Raw genomic sequence first — 19,457 nt, 5'->3', positions numbered from 1 at the left:
TAGTTATATTTACGTTTGGAAATCCATTTTGGATGTTTTAAAAGAAAAAAAATATTTTTTAACATTTTGAGTATTACACCTATAGAACAAAAAATCATTGATTTACTTAAAAAAGGAGATAAACGTGCTTTGAATCTGCTTTATGAAAATTATTCCAATAGTCTTTATGGTGTTATTCTTAAGATTACCATAAACGAAGAAATTGCGGAAGACGCCTTGCAAGAAACCTTTATCAAGGTATGGAAAAATGCGCACAAATACGATTCTAGCAAAGCCAAACTTTTTACATGGTTATTTCGTATTGCAAGAAATACGGCCATCGATAAACTAAGAAGTTTTAATAATCGTTATCAGAAAGAAGTCCAAATTGATACTTCAAACGTATATATCTTACCAACAAGCAATTTAAACCAAGATGTCATGGATATTAAAGAGCATGTTGGACGACTAGAAGAAAAGTACCAAATAGTGTTAGACGCCCTGTTTTTTCAAGGTATGACACAACAGGAAGCGAGTGATGAATTAGACATTCCTCTTGGTACTATTAAGTCTAGGTTAAAAATAGGATTACGTGAACTTAAAAAAGTGTACGATCCTTAAAATGTATTTATTATGGAAACAAAATTACATAGCTTTTTAAATTCCAACTTACTGAATAAATATTTAGTGGGTGAAACTTCCTATGATGAAACCAAGGAAGTGGAATTTTTCATTAATAACTATCCTGAAGTAGCTTCTGCTTATGAAAAGCTTCAAGATAATTTAGAGCTTATTGCAAAGGCTGGTGCTGTTGACGTACCTAATGACGTGCTTTCGAATATTTTGGAAGCACTGAATGAATCAAATGATACGAAAGTTATTCAGTTAGTTCAAAATAAGAAAACACCTTGGTACAGTATTGCCGCTAGCGCTGCTGCTGTATTATTTGCTGTGACATCGTTTATGTTATATCAGAAAAATCTACAATTGGCTGATGAAAATAATGTCGTAGTTGATGAAATTTTTGACTTAAGAAGCGATATTGAAAATAACAATTCAAGACTTTCTGAATTATCTAGAGAGTTAAATAAACTCAATAACCCAGATGCAAAGAAGTACGTTATCAATGGTAATGCACGTGCAAAAAATTTAAAAACTGTTGCCTATATTAATCCGGTAGAAAAAACATCCATGATAGATGTGATTGCGCTGCCTCAACTGCCAAAGAATCAGCATTATGAAATTTGGGCTGAGCTGCAGGATAGAATGGTTAACCTAGGCATTTTAGATGAAACTGATCGTAGATTGAAACCAATACCATATATGGAAGATGCCTTGGCACTGAGTATTAAGATTGGTACAAGTGGAGATGGTGAAAATACTACTGACGATAATGAGGTAGCTGAAGTCTCCTTAAAAGAGAAAGAATAAACAATTAAATTATAGAAAAGAAAAGGCGCAAAAATTGCGCCTTTTTTTATATGCTTTTTTGAAGTTATTCTTTTTCAAAAAGTGTTTTATGGATAATACCACCTATTATGGCACCAACAATTGGAGCCACCCAAAATAACCAAACCTGGGTTAAATGACCACCATCAGAAAACAGAGCCTGACTTAAAGATCTCGCAGGATTTACCGAAGTATTTGAGATAGGAATACTGATTAAATGAATTAAGGTTAAAGCTAGACCAATGGCAATTGGAGCAAACCCTTTAGGTGCCCTAGCATTTGTGCTTCCTAGAATAACCAGCAGGAAAAATGCAGTTAAAAGAGCTTCGGCTATAAAAACGGACATCATACTATAACCATCTGGCGATAAAGCATCATAACCATTGGAAGCAAAACCTCCAACAGTTTCAAAACCAGACTTTCCTGAAATAATCAAATAAAGCGCCGCAGCAGCTACTATTGCGCCAACGACTTGTGCGATAATATAACCTATCAAATCTTTAGCTTCAAACTTTCCTCCTGCCCAAAGACCAATAGAAACTGCAGGATTAAAGTGACCTCCAGAAATATGTCCAACAGCATAAGCCATAGTTAACACAGTAAGGCCAAAAGCTAAAGCTACGCCTACAAATCCAATTCCTAATTCTGGAAATCCGGCAGCAAATATTGCACTACCACAACCTCCAAAAACTAGCCAAAATGTTCCAAAAAACTCAGCAAATAATTTTTTCATAATTGATAATTAATTAGTTAGTAAAATAATGATTAATAATAATGGGACACAAGATAGAAGTGCTAAGTCACAATTGAAGTAGGGCAAGAAATAAATGTAAAAGCATTATCTTTGCTTAAATTTAAGCAATAATAATGAAATTATTACTCCTTACCCTTGGACTTTTACTACTGGCCGTAGCTGGGATTGGCATAAAATTATGGGCAAAAAAGGATGGCGAATTCGCGGGCACATGCGCAAGCCAAAACCCTATGCTTAATAAGGATGGTGAAGCTTGCGGTTTCTGCGGCAAAACTCCAGACCAATTCAAGAACTGTAACGAAACTCAACATTCTTAAATCTTAATGGGTTTAACTACTATACTATTCTTTGCTTTTGCAGTAATTGTCAGTATACAAGTTATTTATTATCTCAGTTTTTTATTTGCTTTTGGAACCAAGCAAGTCGAAACACGTTTAAAAAAACAAGTGCCAATTTCTGTTATAATTTGTGCTAAAAATGAGTCAGAAAACTTAAAACAAAATCTTCCCCTAATTTTAAAACAAAACTATACTCCTTTTGAAATCGTTTTAATAAATGATAGTTCTTCGGATGACACTCTAGAAGTTATTAAAGAATTTGAAACAAAGCATGACAACATCAAACTTGTGGATGTAAAAATAGCTGAAGCGTTTTGGGGAAATAAAAAGTATGCATTAACTCTAGGTATAAAAGCTTCAAATCATAATGTATTAGTATTTATAGATGCTGATTGTAAACCAAATTCAGACAATTGGCTCGCTCACATAAGTAGTAAATTCTCTAAGCAAAAAGATATAGTTTTAGGTTATGGAGGGTATTCAAAAAAAGCATTCTCTGTGTTAAATGCATTAATACGTTTTGAAACCATACTGACGGCTATGCAGTATTTCTCTTATGCAAGTTTAGGCTCGCCATATATGGGAGTTGGTAGAAATATGGCTTATAAAAAAGAGTTGTTTTTCAATAACAATGGCTTTAATGGACATATGTCTATCAAATCTGGAGATGACGATTTATTTGTTAACGAAGTTGCAAATAAACAAAACACTGATATATGCATATCTAAAGAAAGTTTCACAATTTCCAAACCCAAAACCTCCTTTAAAACATGGCTATTGCAAAAACGCAGACACATTAGTACAGCGAAATTTTACAAACTTAAACATAAGTTATTACTGGGCCTTTTTTACACTTCTCAACTACTGTTCTGGGTTTTAGGTATTACGCTGGTTTTCTTAGGTTTTAATTTGATATGGGTTGTAGCCTTAATCGCCTTACGATTTATCATTCAACTTATAAGTTTTGGATTAACGGCTAAAAAACTTGATGACATTAATCTTGTTTACTACACACCTTTTTTGGATTTATTTTTAATTATTATACAATTAAGTATCTTTATAGCTAACCTTATATCGAAACCCAAACATTGGAAATAGAAGACGCTATTAAAAAAGCAAAAAAGAATGATCAGATTGCGTTCAACTTTCTATTAGACACCTTTTGGAATGACGTTTACGCCTTTCAGTTAAAACGCACCCAAAATGAGAATGATGCAGAAGATATTACCATTCAGACATTTTCTAAAGCTTTTGACAAGATTAACACTTATAATGAAGACTATAAATTTAAAACTTGGTTGATTACTATTTCCAAGAACATTCACATCGATTTAGTCAGAAAGCAAAAGAAAACCATTAAAAACACGTCAAAAGACAGTGAGGACAACTATTTTGACATCGTAGACGACTCTCCTACTCCAGAAGATAGAATTATAACAGAACAGAATCTCGCTAAACTTCTTAGAGATATAAAAAAATTAAAACCTCACTATCAAAAAGTGATTAACTTGAGATATTTTCAAGAATTAAGCTACAAGGAAATATCCGAAGAGCTTAAAGAACCAATTAACAACGTTAAAGTAAAACTTCTAAGGGCTAAAAAACTTTTAGCCGCTATTATTACAAAAACATAATGCTGTCCCTTTTAAAAAAACTAGGTCCTGGATTACTATTTGCAGGTGCAGCCATTGGTGTATCTCATTTGGTACAGTCCACTAGAGCTGGCGCAGAATATGGACTTGGGTTGCTTTGGGCGTTATTACTAGTTAATTTATTTAAATATCCCTTTTTTCAATATGGTCCTAGATATGCTGCCGCTACAGGAGAAAGTCTTTTAGAAGGCTATAAAAAGTTAGGTAAAGGTGTGTTGATCGCATACTTTATGTTAACCTTGGGCACCATGTTTACCATACAGACGGCAGTTACCATTGTAACTGCTGGATTAGCAAATTCACTTTTTGGAGATCTAAGTGTTTTAAACTTTGGTATCGAAAGTATAAGTAGTGTCGAAGTATGGACCATCATAATATTGGCTATTTGTCTATTCATTCTGTTTTTAGGAAAGTATAGTACTTTGGATAAACTTATAAAAGTCATTATAATAACATTAACCATAAGCACCTTGGTTGCCGTGGCATTTGCATACACGGAATTTGATACACCTATTTCCTTTGCCCAAATATTACCAGAAAATAGAACCGAAATATTTTTCTTAATCGCGTTTATGGGTTGGATGCCTGCACCTTTGGATATTTCTATTTGGCACTCTATTTGGGCCATTGAAAAGAAAAAAGATGAAAGCTCATTTACACCGAAGCATGCACTTCTCGACTTTAATATTGGTTACTTCGGAGCTATTGTTTTAGGGCTTGCTTTCTTCTGCTTAGGTTATTTTGTAATGTTCGATACAGGAGAAAATTTCAGTAATAAAGCCGCAGTCTTTTCCAATCAACTTATTGATTTGTATACAAATAGTTTAGGTAATTGGGCGCATGTCCTAATAGGTATTGCTGCATTTACAACCATGTTCAGTACAACCATTACCACATTAGATGCTTCTCCTAGGGCAATGTCTAAAACCTTAGAACTATTACAAAATAAGTCGTCAAAAAATGGCTATCTCTTTTGGATACTCGTATTAGCCTTTGGTACTATTTTTATCTTTTTTGCCTTTGCTTCAGAAATGGGCTTATTAATAAAAATTGCGACTATTCTATCTTTTGTTACTGCACCATTTTATGCCATTATCAATTACAAATTAATTTCAGGAAAAAATACTCCAGAAGATTGGAGACCAAGTTTAAAGCTTCACGTTTTATCTTGGTTAGGTATTCTATTTTTAATAGGTTTCAGCATCTGGTACTTAAGAATTCTCTAGACTGTTTTAATTATTTACTTCGTATCTTTGTTGTCTCGAAATTGAAAATGAATGGAAACCAAAGTAGCTTCAAATATTTTACCTGAAAGAAAACCAAAATGGTTGCGTGTAAAGTTACCAACTGGCAAAAAATATACTGAACTTAGAAGTCTTGTAGATAAGTATAAATTAAACACTATTTGTACTTCTGGAAGCTGCCCAAATATGGGTGAATGTTGGGGAGAAGGTACAGCAACATTTATGATCTTGGGAAATGTATGTACACGTTCTTGTGGATTTTGTGGTGTTAAAACAGGAAGACCTGAAACTGTGGATTGGGATGAGCCAGAAAAGGTAGCGCGTTCTATAAAGATTATGCAAATAAAGCACGCCGTTTTAACTAGTGTAGATAGAGATGACCTTAAAGATATGGGAAGTATTATGTGGGCAGAAACCGTAAAAGCGGTGCGTAGAATGAATCCTGAAACCACTCTTGAAACTTTAATTCCTGATTTTCAAGGTATCGAAAAACATATCGATAGAATTATTGATGTCGCTCCAGAAGTTGTTTCCCATAATATTGAAACAGTTAGACGTCTTACTCGTGAAGTTAGGATTCAGGCTAAGTACGACCGAAGCATGGGAGTTTTAAAATATTTAAAACAACAAGGCCAACGCAGAACAAAATCTGGAATTATGTTAGGTTTAGGAGAGACTCGTGAAGAAGTTATAGAAACATTACACGATCTTAGAGAAAATGATGTCGACGTCGTGACAATTGGACAATACCTGCAGCCAAGTAAAAAGCACTTACCTGTTAAGCGCTTCATTAATCCTGATGAGTTTGATGAGTTTAAAGCCATAGGCCTAGATCTAGGATTTAGACATGTAGAAAGTAGTGCTCTGGTTAGATCTTCATACAAGGCACAAAAACATATTAATTAATGATTAAGGTTGCCATAAATGGATTTGGTAGAATTGGTCGTCGCGTATTTAGGTTAGCACTAAAACATCCTCAAATAGAAGTTGTTGCCATAAACGACTTAGCTGATGCTAAAACTTTAAGTCATCTATTAAAATATGATAGCATTCATGGTGTTTTAGACAACAAAGTGTCTTCAGGCAAAAATCATATTATTGTTGATGATACCTCAATACCACTTTATAATCAAACGCATCCCAAGTCCATTGATTGGTCAAATGTCCAACCAGATTATGTTATTGAATCTACTGGTAAATTCAAGACTAAAACAGAACTTCAGCATCATTTAAAGAATGGTGCAAAACAAGTAATATTATCAGTTCCCTCTCAGGATGATGACGTAAAAACCATTGTTTTGGGCGTAAATGATACAAGTGTGGATGGCTCGGAAACCATTATATCCAACGCCTCATGCACCACAAACAATGCAGCGCCTATGATTGCATTAATTAATAAGCATTTTGGTATTAAGCAAGCCTACATAACTACAGTACATTCCTACACAACAGATCAAAGCCTACATGACCAGCCTCATAGAGATTTAAGACGCGCAAGAGCAGCTGGGCAATCCATTGTGCCAACAACAACCGGTGCAGCAAAGGCTTTAACCAAAATTTTTCCAGATTTATCTGATGTCATTGGAGGTTGTGGCATTCGAGTTCCAGTAGCAAATGGATCATTGACTGACATTACTATTAATGTTAAAAAGAATACTAGTATTGCAGAAGTAAATAGAATTTTTGAAACAGCTTCAAAATCAACTTTAAAAGGAATTTTGGAATATACAGAAGATCCTATCGTTTCCATTGATATTGTTGGCAACCCGTACTCTTGTATCTTCGATTCCCAAATGACTTCAGTCATTGGAAATATGGTGAAAATAGTAGGTTGGTACGACAATGAAACTGGCTACAGTTCGAGAATTTTAGATTTAATTTGCAATTTATCGGACAAAAAAGCACTTTTGTCGAATAAATAATTATATTTGTTCATATAAAAGTGAGCTGAAATGCCCCAAATCAAATATTACATATTTGTCTTTTTAGCGTGTTTTTGCAGTCTGATTTTCCCACAGGAAGATGGTGTTGAAGATAAAGATATGCTGTCTTCCAGACTTCAAAATCACATATACCAGGCCAAACTAGAGAGTGACCGAGGCGACTACTATAATGCCAAAGACAATCTGGACAAGGCTATGGCTATTGCTGAAAAAATTGATGATAAAAAGAATCAAGGCATAATCCATACAAAGATTGCAAAGGTTCAATACTTAGTCGGAAATACGGATAAAGCTAACGTGTCACTCAATACTGCAATACAGCTACAACGAGAGAATAGTGACTACGCAAACCTAGCCATAACCTATAACATAAAAGGCGTTATTCACAGTACAAAAGAAGAATATGACGATGCATTGGAGTACTTTAATTCTTCCAAAACACTTTTTGAACAAGAAGATTTAGAAGAATACATCTCCGAAGTCACCCTTAATGAGGCTAAAGCTTATATTGCCTTGCAGCGTTATGATGATGCCAAGTCTGAACTTGACAAGACTATAATTATTGCTAAAAAACATGGACAGAATCGAAGACTTAGTAGTGCTTTAATTCAGTCTGGAAAGATTTATTACGCACAAAATGATAATACATTAGCATTACCCAAAGTTGAAGAAGGTTTAGCTATAGCCAAATCCAATAATATTCTAGAAAATATTAATGAAGCTTATTTAACACTGAGTGACATTCACAAAGAAAGAGGAGATTACAGGAGCTCTTACGATTATATTACGAGGCATATTAAATTATCTGATTCGATTTTAAATATTAAACGTGAGAATTTAGCACCAGGTGTTTCTGCACTTTATATTAACCAATACAAGGACGCTGAAAATGCACAATTGCAAGCTCAAATCGATGAAGTTAGTGCAGAAAGTAATTTCACAAGAATTACAACAATATTAAGCATAGCTCTTATTACTATTTTATCACTTTTAACCTTATCCCTGTACAAAAACAATAACATAAGGTTAAAGACCAATAATATGCTGCACAAAAAGAATGATGAACTTATTGTTGCAAAGGAGAAAGCAGAACTAGCTTCCAAAACCAAAGCGAATTTCTTATCTACCGTTACGCATGAATTGCGAACACCACTTTATGCCGTTACAGGTTTAACCAACATGCTGTTGGACGAAAAACCAAAAGAGCATCAAATACCACATTTAAAATCATTAAAATTCTCAGGTGATTACCTACTGACTTTTATAAACGACATTCTTCAAATTAACAAGATTGAAGCTAACAAAGTTGAGTTGGATCCAGAGATATTTAACTTAAGACATAAAATAGAAAACGTAATTTCTGCCCTGAGCAATTCTGCAAAAGATAACGGCACAAACTTACATATTGATTATGACGACGGTTTACCTGAAGTTTACAACGGTGACCAATTAAAGATTTCCCAAATCTTAATTAACCTACTTGGTAATGCCATTAAATTCACAAAAGATGGAGACATCTGGATCAGAGCTTACAAAATTGACCAGAAAGATAAGATGTACTCGCTCCGATTTGAAATTGAAGATAATGGTATTGGCATTACAACAGAAAAGCAAGAACAAATGTTTGAGAGCTTCTCACAAGGCTCTGTACAAATTAACCGCAAGTATGGCGGTACTGGTCTTGGCTTATCTATTGTAAAAGGGTTGATCAAAATACTTAAGGGTAAAATTTACTTGAAGAGTGAACTAGGCAAAGGCACTACATTCTTCTTTGAAATTCCTTTAGAGAAAGCTGATCAAGCCGAAAAACCAAAAGTAGAAGAAATTAAAAAATCTAATAGGATGGAAGATTTGGACTTAGGCAATGTTAAGATTCTAATTGTTGAAGACAACAAGATTAACCAAATGATTACCAAAAAGATACTCAATAAAATGGGTCTTTACTGTGATGTGGTTGATAATGGGGAAGCCGCTGTTGAACAAGTAAAAGAAACAGCATACAATGTGGTATTGATGGATATACACATGCCGGGAATCAGTGGATTAGAAGCTACAAAAATCATTAGAACTTTTGATAAAAACTTAACCATCTTTGCGCTTACAGCGGTAACTCTAGAAGACAAGATGCATGAGTTTGGCGAAGCTGGCTTCAATGACATAATTTCAAAACCTTTTAAACAAGAGGATTTTGAAAATAAACTCTACGACGTCCTTTCAGGTAAAGAGGTAACCTCAAGCTTCTTCTAACCTACGAACGATTTTACTAAATCATCAAAAATATTAGAATCTGCAATCTTTAAAGTGATAGGCAAGTAATATAAACTATCCTGTAAATCTTCATTATCAGAAAGTCTTACAAAGTCTTTTTCAGTGGTTAGAATAAGTTCTTTTGTAGCCAACATTTCAATATCAGTTGGTCTAAAATTATAATGATCCGTATATTCAATGTGGTCGAAATCTAGATCTTTTTCAGTAAGAAAACCTACAAGTGGTTTAGCATTCGCAATGCCAGTGACCAACGTGAATTTTGGCAGAGTAACCAATTCCAAAGTATTATTTTTCGAAATGACCTTATCAGAATAATCTATATAGCTAAAAAACAAGTATTGATGTGGCTGTATGTTTAATTTTGAAGTCATTGCATTTTTCTTCGACTGTGAGATTTCCTTTGGACACTTAGTCACTACAATAATATCTGCCCTCTTGGCACCAGAGCGTGGCTCTCTCAAATTTCCAGTTGGCAACACGATATCCCCATAATAAAGTTGATCATACGACGTCAAAAGGATATTAAATCCCGCTTTTACCTTTCGATGTTGGTAGGCGTCATCGAGTAAAATGACTTCGGGTTTATCTTTTAAAGATAACAACTGTTCAATTCCATTTTGGCGATTCCCGTCAACAGCGACTTTAATATCGTTAAACTTTCTCAAGAATTGATAAGGTTCATCACCAATAGTATCAGCACGAGAATTATTATCTCCCAAAACATAACCTTCAGTTACCCTTTTATAACCTCTACTTAATGTGGCAACAGATTTTGCGTCTTTCAACAATCTGACTAAATACTCTATCATTGGTGTTTTTCCTGTACCACCAGTACTAAGATTCCCAACGCATATTATTGGAATATCATAAGATTTCGAAGCTTTTATGCCAGAATCATAAAGCATATTGCGCAACCATGTTACTAAATAATAAATGGGCACAATAGGAAACAATATGATACGTATAAACTTCACGAGTACGAAAATATGTTATTTTTGAAACAAATTAACACTTATGACTATTCAAGATGTTATAAATCACCTACACGATTTAGCGCCATTGGCTTATGCTGAAGATTTTGATAATGTTGGTCTACTTGTTGGCGACAAATCTCAAAACGTTTCAGGAATTCTGGTCACTTTAGATACGCTTGAAACTGTTGTCGATGAAGCTATTGAAACCAATTGCAACCTCATTGTAAGCTTTCACCCTATAATATTTAAAGGTTTAAAAAAGCTAACTGGTAAAACCTATGTAGAGCGTGTTGTAATAAAAGCTATTCAAAATAATATCTCAATATTCTCCATTCACACGGCTTTAGACAATGCCCTACAAGGTGTTAATTCCATTATTTGTGATCAATTAGAATTAAAGAATAAGCAAATTTTGATGCCACAATCTGGTACAATGAAAAAACTACAGACGTATGCCCCAACAGCCAATGCAGAAACCCTAAGGGCTGCTTTATTCGATGTAGGTGCTGGTAGTATTGGCAATTACGATTCTTGCAGTTTTAATATTGAAGGTGAAGGTACGTATCGCGGAAATGAAAATTCAAATCCGTCAGTTAGTAAAAAAGGAACACTGCATAAAGAAAATGAAACGGCAATTTCAGTTGTCTTTAAGAAACATCTTGAACACAAAATTTTAAAAGCACTTTTTGATGCGCATCCATACGAGGAAGTCGCCTATGAAATGTTCGAGCTAGCTAATAGTAACCCTTATATTGGTATGGGCATGATTGGTGAGCTTGGAAATCCGATGAATGAGAAAGCGTGTCTCGAATTTGTTAAAACCAAGATGAATACCAAATGTGTGAGACACTCTCAATTATTAAATAAACCAATTAAAAAAATTGCAGTATTGGGAGGCTCAGGAAGTTTTGCCATTAGCGCCGCTAAGGCTTCAGGTGCAGATCTCTTAGTTACGGCTGACCTTAAGTATCATGATTTTTTTAGTGCAGAAAATGATATTATTTTGGCAGATATTGGTCATTATGAAAGTGAGCAGTTCACAAAATCGTTTTTAGTAGACTATCTCTCGAAAAAAATTACTAATTTTGCAGTCGTTTTATCAAAGACAAATACAAATCCGGTAAAGTATTTATAATTATGGCAAAAAAAGCTGAAGCTACTGTAGAAGAGCGGTTAAGAGCGTTATACGATTTACAATTAATTGACTCTAGAGTAGATGAAATAAGAAATGTCAGAGGTGAACTTCCATTAGAAGTTAGAGATTTAGAAGATGAAGTTGAAGGACTTAATACTAGATTAGAAAAATTAAATGACAGTCTTGCTATTATTGACGATGAGATTAAAGGAAAGAAGAACTTAATTGAAGAGGCGAAAGCTTTAATCAAAAAGTATAGCGAGCAACAAAATAATGTTAGAAATAACAGAGAATATAATTCTTTAACTAAGGAAATTGAATTTCAGGAACTAGAAATTCAGTTGGCTGAAAAGCACATCAAAGAATTTAAAGCTCAAATAGAGCAAAAGAAAGAAGTTATTTCTGAAACTAAAGATCGTCTTAAAGATCGTCAAGCACACTTGAAGCATAAAAAAGGTGAGTTGGATGAAATTTTAAAGGAAACTGAAAAAGAAGAAGAAGCTTTAATTAGTAAGTCTGAAGATTTTCAAAAGAAAATTGATGAGCGATTAGTAAAAGCATATCTTAGAATTAGAAACAACGTTAAGAATGGTTTGGCAGTTGTGCCAATTGAACGTGGTGCATCAGGTGGTTCTTTCTTTACAATTCCACCACAAGTACAAGTTGAAATTGCATCTCGCAAAAAAGTAATAACGGATGAGCATAGTGGACGTATCCTTGTTGATGCTGCATTAGCTGATGAAGAAAAAACGAAAATGGATAAACTGTTTGCTAAATTGAGTAAGTAAACGCTCTACTATATAAAGTATATAAAGAAAGCCTTTGCAAATGCAAAGGCTTTTTTATTGTTCCTCACATATGTTCGGAATAGTGATTAATAGCAATAATAAGACACTGCTATTTAGGAATAGTCACATAAATAATTTATTATTCTGGAAAATTATTTAAGCTTAGAGTTTTTAGTTCCTTATCTTCTTCGTAAATCAAATGAGCCTTTAGTTCTAGATGCCGGGTTAAAAAATCTTTAACCCTATTAATTCCCATGGCCTGAAAAGCAGTTGCATAGGCATCTGCCATCATACAATCTGGTGCAATTACCGAAACACTTAATATATTAGTTCTTGTTGGATATCCTGTTTTGGTATTAATGATATGCGCATAGCGATTGCCATTGTCATCAATTTTAAACTTTCTGTACGTCCCAGAAGTTGCCATAGCCTCGTCTTTAAGTACAATAGCACGAAATACTGATTGTTCCCCATCAAATCGTGGTTCGTCTAATCCAACTTTCCATGGTGATTTCGTATCGATTTTCTCGCCTACGACTCTAAGCTCTCCACCAATCTCTACCAAATAATTAACTACGCCTTTATTTTCTAAGAACTCAGCGATAACATCTACACCGTAGCCTTTAGCTATGGCATTAAACTCCAGATAAAATTGTTTGGGTTTTATAATCTTTCCTTTTACCAATCCGACACGGTTTAAACCAACATATCTCATGAGGCTGTCGATGGTTGTGCTATCCGTTAAGAACTTATTTGTTTCGGCACCAAAATCCCAGGCGTTAACGACGTTTCCAATTGTTGGATCAAACACACCCTCTGTCTTTCTATAGACTATTTTTGACGCTTCAAAAACCTTTATAAAATGGGCGTCTACATCATTGGATTCATTTCTATTCAATTTTGAAATATCCGAATTCGGAATGTAGGTTGATAGGGATTGATTTACTACTGCAAATAAACTATCGAACTGTTTCATATAGTTTATTTTCTCTTTAGAGTAATATTGAATATTAAAGCTTGTTCCAAAAACAGGACCTGAAAGCTTAACTAATTCAGGTTGTACATTATCTTCTTTACAAGAAATACAAGCTACAGAAACCAGAAATAAGAATACTAATTTTTTTATGCTATATATTTTGAAATCAATAGACCCGTAAATCATATCTGTATTAATTAAGATTCATTTCAATGACTTGTATGCCATTATATTCAATAAGATAATCTTCGTTTAAGTAAATGGGTAAATCTTCACCATTCGGATTTCCTAAACCTACTCCCGCATATAAAACCTGTGCATCCTTTTCGTAAGCATGCTTTTTAAAGGTTTCCATCCATACGACATCGTAATTATTGGGGTTTTCCGGCAAAATTACAGCTCTTACCACAACAAAATAATACTGACTGTTTTTATCTATACAAACAAATTGTGGATGGCGTTTTAATTTGCTATTTACGGCAATAAATTCAAAACCACGTGACTCCAAGTCTTTGCCCACATGGTTCATTGCCAAGTTATGTATCTCTTGAGGTGAAAGCGGTTTGCTCATAGTGCAAAAATAAGATAATATTTGAAGCGATGACATTTTCTGACTTCTTCGATGCGTAATAAAATCTAATCAACAATTTAAACTCTCTAAAATGAAAATTATCAAATACATTTCTATTTTCGCCTTAACTGCACTTCTCTTTAGTTGCTCAAAAAGTGATGACAATTCTGAACGATTTGATGGCGATATAGAAACTCTAATTCTAGGAAATTGGAAAATTGAATCAAAAGCATTAAATGGTGAAGTTGTAGAATTATTTTGTGCAAATGGTCTTAGTTCAATTTATACCTTTAATGCGACTAATTTCTCCTATAATGTTGATATGACAGATGGAAATGACTGTGTAACCATACCTTACAGCGGAAATTATAGTGTAAATGAAAATACAATTACTATCATTTCTCCTTTTAGTGAAAATGAAATTTGGACTGTTACAGATATTGATAATTCTATACTAAGTTTCTCTTATAAGTCTTTCGATAATGATGATGACGTATATACAGAAACCTATCGGAAGCTTTAGTTGATATAAAGCAGTTAGCCCTTTTTCGTTCTTTATTTAAATCGAACATACCTTGCACTTCCGAATGTGTAATTAGACACAGGGACAACAGCATCATCTTGTAATTTATACCAAGGGGAAATAGAAGCGTCCTCAAGGTTCTTAACCAAGTGCACACTCTGTGCTGGTGTATTTCCTTGAAATAAAAGAAATAGTTTTTCACCTTTGTCATTTACAGCTTCATCACAAAGCATAACAATATGTCCTGGAGAACCGCCTTTAATGAGCATATCTCCGATTTTCAAGTCCTTTGCCTTTACAGGCTCCAATTCATTGTAAAGCGATAATGTCCCTGAATACATGTAGATGAGATTTAAATATCTGTAGAAATTCTCTTTTGAAGTGTCTAGATCTGCCGTTTTATGAAAGCTCACTTTATTTCCGATGATTTTCGGACGATACCCTTCCGCATACTTATTCCATGAGCAGTAATGTCCAGAAGTGAATTTAAAGCCAATTTCATCCTTTCTGTCATTATTCCAAAGGTATTCGCTTCTTATTCTTATTAAGGCGTCTGCGCATTGTTGCAAACCGTTTTTCGGCACTGGAATTTCTAAAATACCGATATGACCTCCTTGCCAAAAATATTCAGAATCATCATAGTTAATTATTTTACTTCCAAAAGGTTTTAGTTTATAATGTCTTAAGTAATCTTCAAAACTACCTTTAGGGTAATCGACCCTTTCATAATCGTTCGGAACATCTACTCTGGTTGAAATAGTTAAACTATCCTTATTGATTAAACTTGGAGTTTCAATAATTGCTGCAACCGTATTCACAGCCTTTTTTACTGGTTTTAATTGAAAGGCTATTAAACCTATAGCGAGTATAGTAATTACGATGAGTAATACTTTTTTCATTTCATCAAGTTTATAAGATAATCTTTGGTTTAGCTATTTAATAATTTTGGTGTTATTGACCATTCCATCTCGATTGTATATCATAGGCATTCATAATTATTGAAACGCCAGATATGTAAAGTTCGTATTTATTTCTATTTTTACTCGATAATCGAGATTTAATTACTCCTAAGCTTGCTTCTATATTTATGAGGTTTATTATCCACCTCTTTAGCTCGCTCTGAGATTGTTTACTTTACATGAAGAAACATCCATTTTCGAAGCGCTTTGGTCTTTTTCTAGGACCATTATTATTTATTATTATTCAAGTTATACCAATTGAATTAATTTCAGACAAAGCGGATGTTGTTATTGCAATTGCTTTATGGATGGTTATTTGGTGGATTACTGAAGCCGTTTCTATCTCCGTAACTGCGCTCCTTCCATTACTATTGTTTCCTTTATTTGAGATAATGCCTATTGGAGATGTCGGTGCTAATTATGGTAGTCCAATTGTATTTTTATTCTTTGGCGGCTTCGTTTTGGCCTTGGCTCTAGAAAAAGTAAATCTACACAAACGCATAGCATTGAACATCATAAAGTTTACAGGCACCACACCAAATAAGGTCATTCTAGGATTTATGATTGCAACAGCATTTATGAGCATGTGGATTAGCAATACCGCTAGCACAGTGGTAATGCTTCCTATCGCCATGTCTGTTATCAATTTACTTATACATGACACAGATGGTTTTACAAAAAAAGATCAAAACTTTGCACTTAGCGTGATGCTAGGTATTGCATTTTCTGCTAATGCTGGAGGCATAGCTACAGTTATAGGCACACCACCTAATTCTGTTCTTATTGGTCTATTAGAGAATGAATATAATATAGAAATATCATTCTTAAGCTGGATGCTTATAGGCTTACCTTTTTCTGCCGTTTTAATTACGGTTATTTATGTTGTTCTCATAAAATTATTTCCAAACGAAGGACTGATCTTTGGAGCTTCAAAAGACGTCATAAGTAAAGAACTGACTAAGCTTGGTAAAATATCACCTAAAGAGAAACAAGTGCTTGTGACATTCGCAGTTATAGTCTCCCTTTGGATTTTTAGAACTTTCATAAATGCCATCTTACCAAATCTAGGTTTAACTGATACTATGATTAGTATTTTTGGAGCTATCGCTTTATTTACAGTTCCCCACAATCTAAAACGAGGCGATTTTATACTAGAATGGAAAGACACCCAAAAATTAGCTTGGGGAATTCTGATATTATTTGGTGGTGGCTTGGCACTAGCAAAAGGCATGTCTGCAAGTGGTATTATAGACGTTGTTGCTACTGCAATTTCCAATAGTGATATTAGTATATTGCTCACAGCGTCACTACTTATCATTTTAATGTTATTTATGACTGAATTAATGAGCAATGTGGCGCTTACTGCAGTATTAGCACCTGTCGTTGCAGGAATAGCGCTAGGATTAGAAATACCAATCTTATACTTACTTATCCCAGTAACTATGGCTAGTAGTTGCGCTTTTATGCTACCAATGGCTACACCACCAAATGCTATCGTTTTTGCAAGCGGTTTTGTAAAAGTTCATCAGATGGCGCGTGTTGGTATTCTTTTAAATCTCATTGCTATTGCATTACTTATTCTAATGTTTCAATTTTTTATGCCATTGATATTTTAAAACTGAATAGCTATGAACAATTATATGAAATCATTAGGAGCGATTCTGTTTTGTACATTACTAATTGTCGGTTGTAAAGAAAAGCAAACCTTACCTGACCCACTTAAAGCAGGATGGAACGGGAACGCGGTCTGCGAAGTTCTAAAAGACAATAAAGAATTAAGGGTTCTTAAATGCACTTTCGAGCCTGGAGTTGGTCACGAAAAACACTCTCATGATCCGCACTTTGGTTACACACTCGCTGGCGGAAAATTCAAAATTACAGACGAATCAGGTACTAAAGAAGTTGATGTTCCTACTGATTATAGTTTCAGCAAAGATGAAGTGACAACACATGAAGTGTTAAATATTGGTGCAACAACAGCAGTATTTATGATTATAGAATATAAATAATTCGTTTTTTTCTTATCTTTTAGTCTGAAAAGGAAAAAATAAACACGAATGACAACCTCTAATCGATTTGATGCTGCTGTAAAAAAACTCTATGCAGCATTTCATAATAACACTCTTAATCCAGAGGATTGCAAACAATGCGCTGTTGGTAATATTTTAGATAATAAGGATAGTTGGAGACATATGACGGAGATACATGGTTCTACAAGGCTTAACTATGTTGGTTTTGTCCATCTAAATTTGGGAAGACGATTCGGTGGTTATTCACCTCAAGAACTTCTCGAAATTGAAGCTTCATTTTTAAGAGGTTGTGGTTATCATTTAGGAAAGCATTTTTGCCATAAACCAGAACATTATAAAGATTCTGTTATTTTATTTAATGGCTTATGCGAGGTTATCTCCAAGTTGTGTCAACTTGACAATATGGACGACGTTATGGATTGCTCCAAGCTTTTTGATTTCGATAGAGGCCATAAAGAAGTGCTAACAAATTCATTTTGAACTAAAAAACCAGTACTTTAATGAGTACTGGCTTAATATCTTAATTTGATTGGCAACTGGTCGTCTAGCCACTAGCCTCCAAAGTCATCAAATCTTATGTGCTCATCTGGGATACCAAAATCCTCACCCATTTTCTGAACAGCTTGGTTCATTAATGGTGGTCCACAGAAATATAATTCAATGTCTTCTGGAGCATCATGATGATTTAAGTAGTTGTCAATCACACAATTGTGTATAAAACCTACAAAACCATCTCCTTCTTCATCATTGATATCTTTCTTCACTTTCCAGTTATCTTCTTCTAGTGGCTCAGATAATGCCATATAGAACTTAAAGTTAGGGAAGTCTTTTTCTAAATTTCTAAAATGATCTATGTAGAATAATTCACGCTTAGAACGTCCTCCATACCAATAGGTCACCTTACGACCCGTTTTAATGGTTCTAAATAAATGATATAAGTGCGAGCGCATTGGTGCCATTCCTGCACCACCACCAACATAAAGCATTTCACTCTCTGACTCATTGATAAAGAACTCACCATAAGGTCCTGAAATGACTACTTTATCGCCAGGTTTTTGAGCAAAAATGTAAGACGATGCAATACCTGGATTGACGTTCATCCATTGATTCTTAGCTCTATCCCAAGGCGGTGTGGCAATACGAACATTAAGCATAATTTCGCGACCTTCTGCTGGATAAGAAGCCATAGAGTAAGCTCTTTCTACGGTTTCAGTATTCTTCATGACTAATGGCCATAGACCAAACTTATCCCATTCTGCTTGAAACTTATCTGGAGTATCATGCTCTTCTGGATGCGCAGTAATATCAATATCTGAATATTTTATCTCACATGGTGGAATTTCAATCTGAATATAACCACCAGCTTTATAATTCATATCCTCAGGAATCTCAACAACGAATTCCTTTATAAAAGACGCTACATTATAATTACGCACAACGGTTGCTTCCCATTTCTTGATACCGAACACTTCTTCTGGAATGGTAATTTCCATGTCTTGCTTTACCTTTACTTGGCAAGCCAAACGCGCTCCATGCTGTAACTCCTTTCTGGAGAAGTGAGGTGTTTCTGTTGGTAAAGCTTCACCTCCACCTGATAATACGTGACATTCGCATTGTATACAAGTTCCACCACCACCACATGCAGATGGTAAGAAAACCTTGTTACTGCCTAGAGTACTTAATAGTGTACTCCCTGAAGCAACTTCTATTTCGCGTTCACCATTAATCAAAATCTTTACAGGACCTGATGGTGATAACTTTTGTTTTACAAATAATAATAATGCTACCAACAAAAGCGTCACCAATAAAAAGGCTGCTACTGTTGCTACTATCGTTCCAACTGTATTTGCGGCTAATATCATCATACTCATCAA

At 34.5% G+C, this 19,457-nt stretch carries 21 protein-coding genes; 15 read left to right on the top strand and 6 right to left on the bottom strand.

Annotated elements, in window-relative coordinates:
• Positions 1-66: 66 nt before the first annotated feature.
• Together H7F21_RS05645 and H7F21_RS05640 are read left to right on the top strand one after the other, a co-directional pair.
• A complete protein-coding gene (locus tag H7F21_RS05645) occupies positions 67-600 on the top strand; it encodes an RNA polymerase sigma factor (protein ID WP_185788234.1) in 534 nt (177 codons plus the stop codon).
• 12 nt (positions 601-612) lie between these two features.
• Complete coding sequence (locus H7F21_RS05640) at positions 613-1,410, top strand: anti-sigma factor (protein WP_185788233.1); 798 nt, start codon at positions 613-615, stop codon at positions 1,408-1,410.
• A 64-nt stretch (positions 1,411-1,474) separates the two neighbouring features.
• Here the strand turns inward: H7F21_RS05640 and aqpZ are convergent, their stop codons facing one another.
• Positions 1,475-2,161 (bottom strand): aquaporin Z, encoded by a 687-nt coding sequence (aqpZ, locus tag H7F21_RS05635; protein ID WP_185788232.1) that lies wholly within the window; start codon positions 2,159-2,161, stop codon positions 1,475-1,477.
• A 134-nt stretch (positions 2,162-2,295) separates the two neighbouring features.
• Here aqpZ and H7F21_RS05630 point away from each other — a divergent pair, with 134 nt between their 5' ends.
• Genes H7F21_RS05630 through H7F21_RS05600 form a run of 7 tightly spaced genes read left to right on the top strand, consistent with a single transcriptional unit; the run spans position 2,296 to position 9,606 of the window.
• The gene (locus tag H7F21_RS05630; RefSeq protein WP_185788231.1) at positions 2,296-2,499 is read left to right on the top strand and encodes a membrane or secreted protein; all 204 of its coding nucleotides are present in this window, start codon (positions 2,296-2,298) and stop codon (positions 2,497-2,499) included.
• A 6-nt stretch (positions 2,500-2,505) separates the two neighbouring features.
• On the top strand, positions 2,506-3,618 hold the full coding sequence (locus tag H7F21_RS05625; RefSeq protein WP_185788230.1) for a glycosyltransferase: 1,113 nt from the start codon (positions 2,506-2,508) through the stop codon (positions 3,616-3,618).
• Positions 3,609-4,154, top strand: coding sequence for an RNA polymerase sigma factor (locus H7F21_RS05620; RefSeq protein ID WP_185788229.1), 546 nt, complete (start codon positions 3,609-3,611; stop codon positions 4,152-4,154). Before H7F21_RS05625 ends, H7F21_RS05620 begins: the two co-directional genes overlap by 10 nt.
• Positions 4,154-5,398 carry an Nramp family divalent metal transporter gene (locus H7F21_RS05615; protein WP_185788228.1) on the top strand — a complete coding sequence of 415 codons (1,245 nt, stop codon included), beginning with the start codon at positions 4,154-4,156 and terminating at the stop codon, positions 5,396-5,398. The genes H7F21_RS05620 and H7F21_RS05615 overlap by 1 nt, the downstream gene beginning before the upstream one ends.
• A gap of 51 nt (positions 5,399-5,449) precedes the next feature.
• The gene (gene lipA, locus H7F21_RS05610; RefSeq protein ID WP_185788227.1) at positions 5,450-6,322 is read left to right on the top strand and encodes a lipoyl synthase; all 873 of its coding nucleotides are present in this window, start codon (positions 5,450-5,452) and stop codon (positions 6,320-6,322) included.
• Entirely contained in the window at positions 6,322-7,338 is a 1,017-nt protein-coding gene (gene gap / locus H7F21_RS05605; RefSeq protein WP_185788226.1) for a type I glyceraldehyde-3-phosphate dehydrogenase, read from the top strand. The genes lipA and gap overlap by 1 nt, the downstream gene beginning before the upstream one ends.
• 30 nt (positions 7,339-7,368) lie before the next feature.
• Positions 7,369-9,606 (top strand): tetratricopeptide repeat-containing hybrid sensor histidine kinase/response regulator, encoded by a 2,238-nt coding sequence (locus H7F21_RS05600; RefSeq protein ID WP_185788225.1) that lies wholly within the window; start codon positions 7,369-7,371, stop codon positions 9,604-9,606.
• Here H7F21_RS05600 and lpxK read toward each other — a convergent pair.
• Positions 9,603-10,601 carry a tetraacyldisaccharide 4'-kinase gene (lpxK, locus tag H7F21_RS05595; protein ID WP_185788224.1) on the bottom strand — a complete coding sequence of 333 codons (999 nt, stop codon included), beginning with the start codon at positions 10,599-10,601 and terminating at the stop codon, positions 9,603-9,605. The genes H7F21_RS05600 and lpxK overlap by 4 nt on opposite strands.
• A gap of 40 nt (positions 10,602-10,641) precedes the next feature.
• On the opposite strand from lpxK, the gene H7F21_RS05590 reads away from it, so the two are divergent.
• Both H7F21_RS05590 and H7F21_RS05585 read left to right on the top strand, forming a co-directional pair.
• Complete coding sequence (locus H7F21_RS05590) at positions 10,642-11,736, top strand: Nif3-like dinuclear metal center hexameric protein (RefSeq protein WP_185788223.1); 1,095 nt, start codon at positions 10,642-10,644, stop codon at positions 11,734-11,736.
• Positions 11,737-11,738: 2 nt separating this feature from the next.
• Positions 11,739-12,524: a zinc ribbon domain-containing protein gene (locus H7F21_RS05585; RefSeq protein ID WP_185788222.1), complete on the top strand. Its 786-nt coding sequence runs from the start codon at positions 11,739-11,741 to the stop codon at positions 12,522-12,524.
• Positions 12,525-12,663: 139 nt separating this feature from the next.
• Here H7F21_RS05585 and H7F21_RS05580 read toward each other — a convergent pair whose 3' ends face one another.
• On the bottom strand, positions 12,664-13,686 hold the full coding sequence (locus H7F21_RS05580) for an FAD:protein FMN transferase (RefSeq protein WP_221892430.1): 1,023 nt from the start codon (positions 13,684-13,686) through the stop codon (positions 12,664-12,666).
• Positions 13,687-13,693: 7 nt separating this feature from the next.
• On the bottom strand, positions 13,694-14,071 hold the full coding sequence (locus tag H7F21_RS05575; protein ID WP_185788221.1) for a Na(+)-translocating NADH-quinone reductase subunit F: 378 nt from the start codon (positions 14,069-14,071) through the stop codon (positions 13,694-13,696).
• 91 nt (positions 14,072-14,162) lie between these two features.
• Between H7F21_RS05575 and H7F21_RS05570 the strand changes: the two genes are divergently transcribed.
• On the top strand, positions 14,163-14,594 hold the full coding sequence (locus H7F21_RS05570) for a lipocalin-like domain-containing protein (protein ID WP_185788220.1): 432 nt from the start codon (positions 14,163-14,165) through the stop codon (positions 14,592-14,594).
• Between the two features lie 32 nt (positions 14,595-14,626).
• On the opposite strand, the gene H7F21_RS05565 is transcribed toward H7F21_RS05570, so the two are convergent.
• Positions 14,627-15,493 (bottom strand): DUF4846 domain-containing protein, encoded by an 867-nt coding sequence (locus H7F21_RS05565; protein ID WP_185788219.1) that lies wholly within the window; start codon positions 15,491-15,493, stop codon positions 14,627-14,629.
• Positions 15,494-15,732: 239 nt separating this feature from the next.
• Here H7F21_RS05565 and H7F21_RS05560 point away from each other — a divergent pair, with 239 nt between their 5' ends.
• Genes H7F21_RS05560 through H7F21_RS05550 form a run of 3 tightly spaced genes read left to right on the top strand, consistent with a single transcriptional unit; the run spans position 15,733 to position 18,063 of the window.
• Positions 15,733-17,169 carry an SLC13 family permease gene (locus tag H7F21_RS05560; RefSeq protein WP_185788218.1) on the top strand — a complete coding sequence of 479 codons (1,437 nt, stop codon included), beginning with the start codon at positions 15,733-15,735 and terminating at the stop codon, positions 17,167-17,169.
• Positions 17,170-17,181: 12 nt separating this feature from the next.
• Positions 17,182-17,562, top strand: coding sequence for a cupin domain-containing protein (locus H7F21_RS05555; RefSeq protein WP_185788217.1), 381 nt, complete (start codon positions 17,182-17,184; stop codon positions 17,560-17,562).
• A 48-nt stretch (positions 17,563-17,610) separates the two neighbouring features.
• Positions 17,611-18,063 (top strand): Na(+)-translocating NADH-quinone reductase subunit F, encoded by a 453-nt coding sequence (locus tag H7F21_RS05550; RefSeq protein WP_185788216.1) that lies wholly within the window; start codon positions 17,611-17,613, stop codon positions 18,061-18,063.
• A 71-nt stretch (positions 18,064-18,134) separates the two neighbouring features.
• Here the strand turns inward: H7F21_RS05550 and nqrF are convergent, their stop codons facing one another.
• Complete coding sequence (gene nqrF / locus H7F21_RS05545) at positions 18,135-19,445, bottom strand: NADH:ubiquinone reductase (Na(+)-transporting) subunit F (protein ID WP_185788568.1); 1,311 nt, start codon at positions 19,443-19,445, stop codon at positions 18,135-18,137.
• Between the last annotated feature and the right edge of the window lie 12 nt (positions 19,446-19,457).

This window comes from Winogradskyella flava (assembly GCF_014243395.1).
GTDB classification, from domain to species: Bacteria; Bacteroidota; Bacteroidia; order Flavobacteriales; family Flavobacteriaceae; genus Winogradskyella; species Winogradskyella flava.
This window is presented reverse-complemented; position numbering and strand designations above follow the sequence as displayed.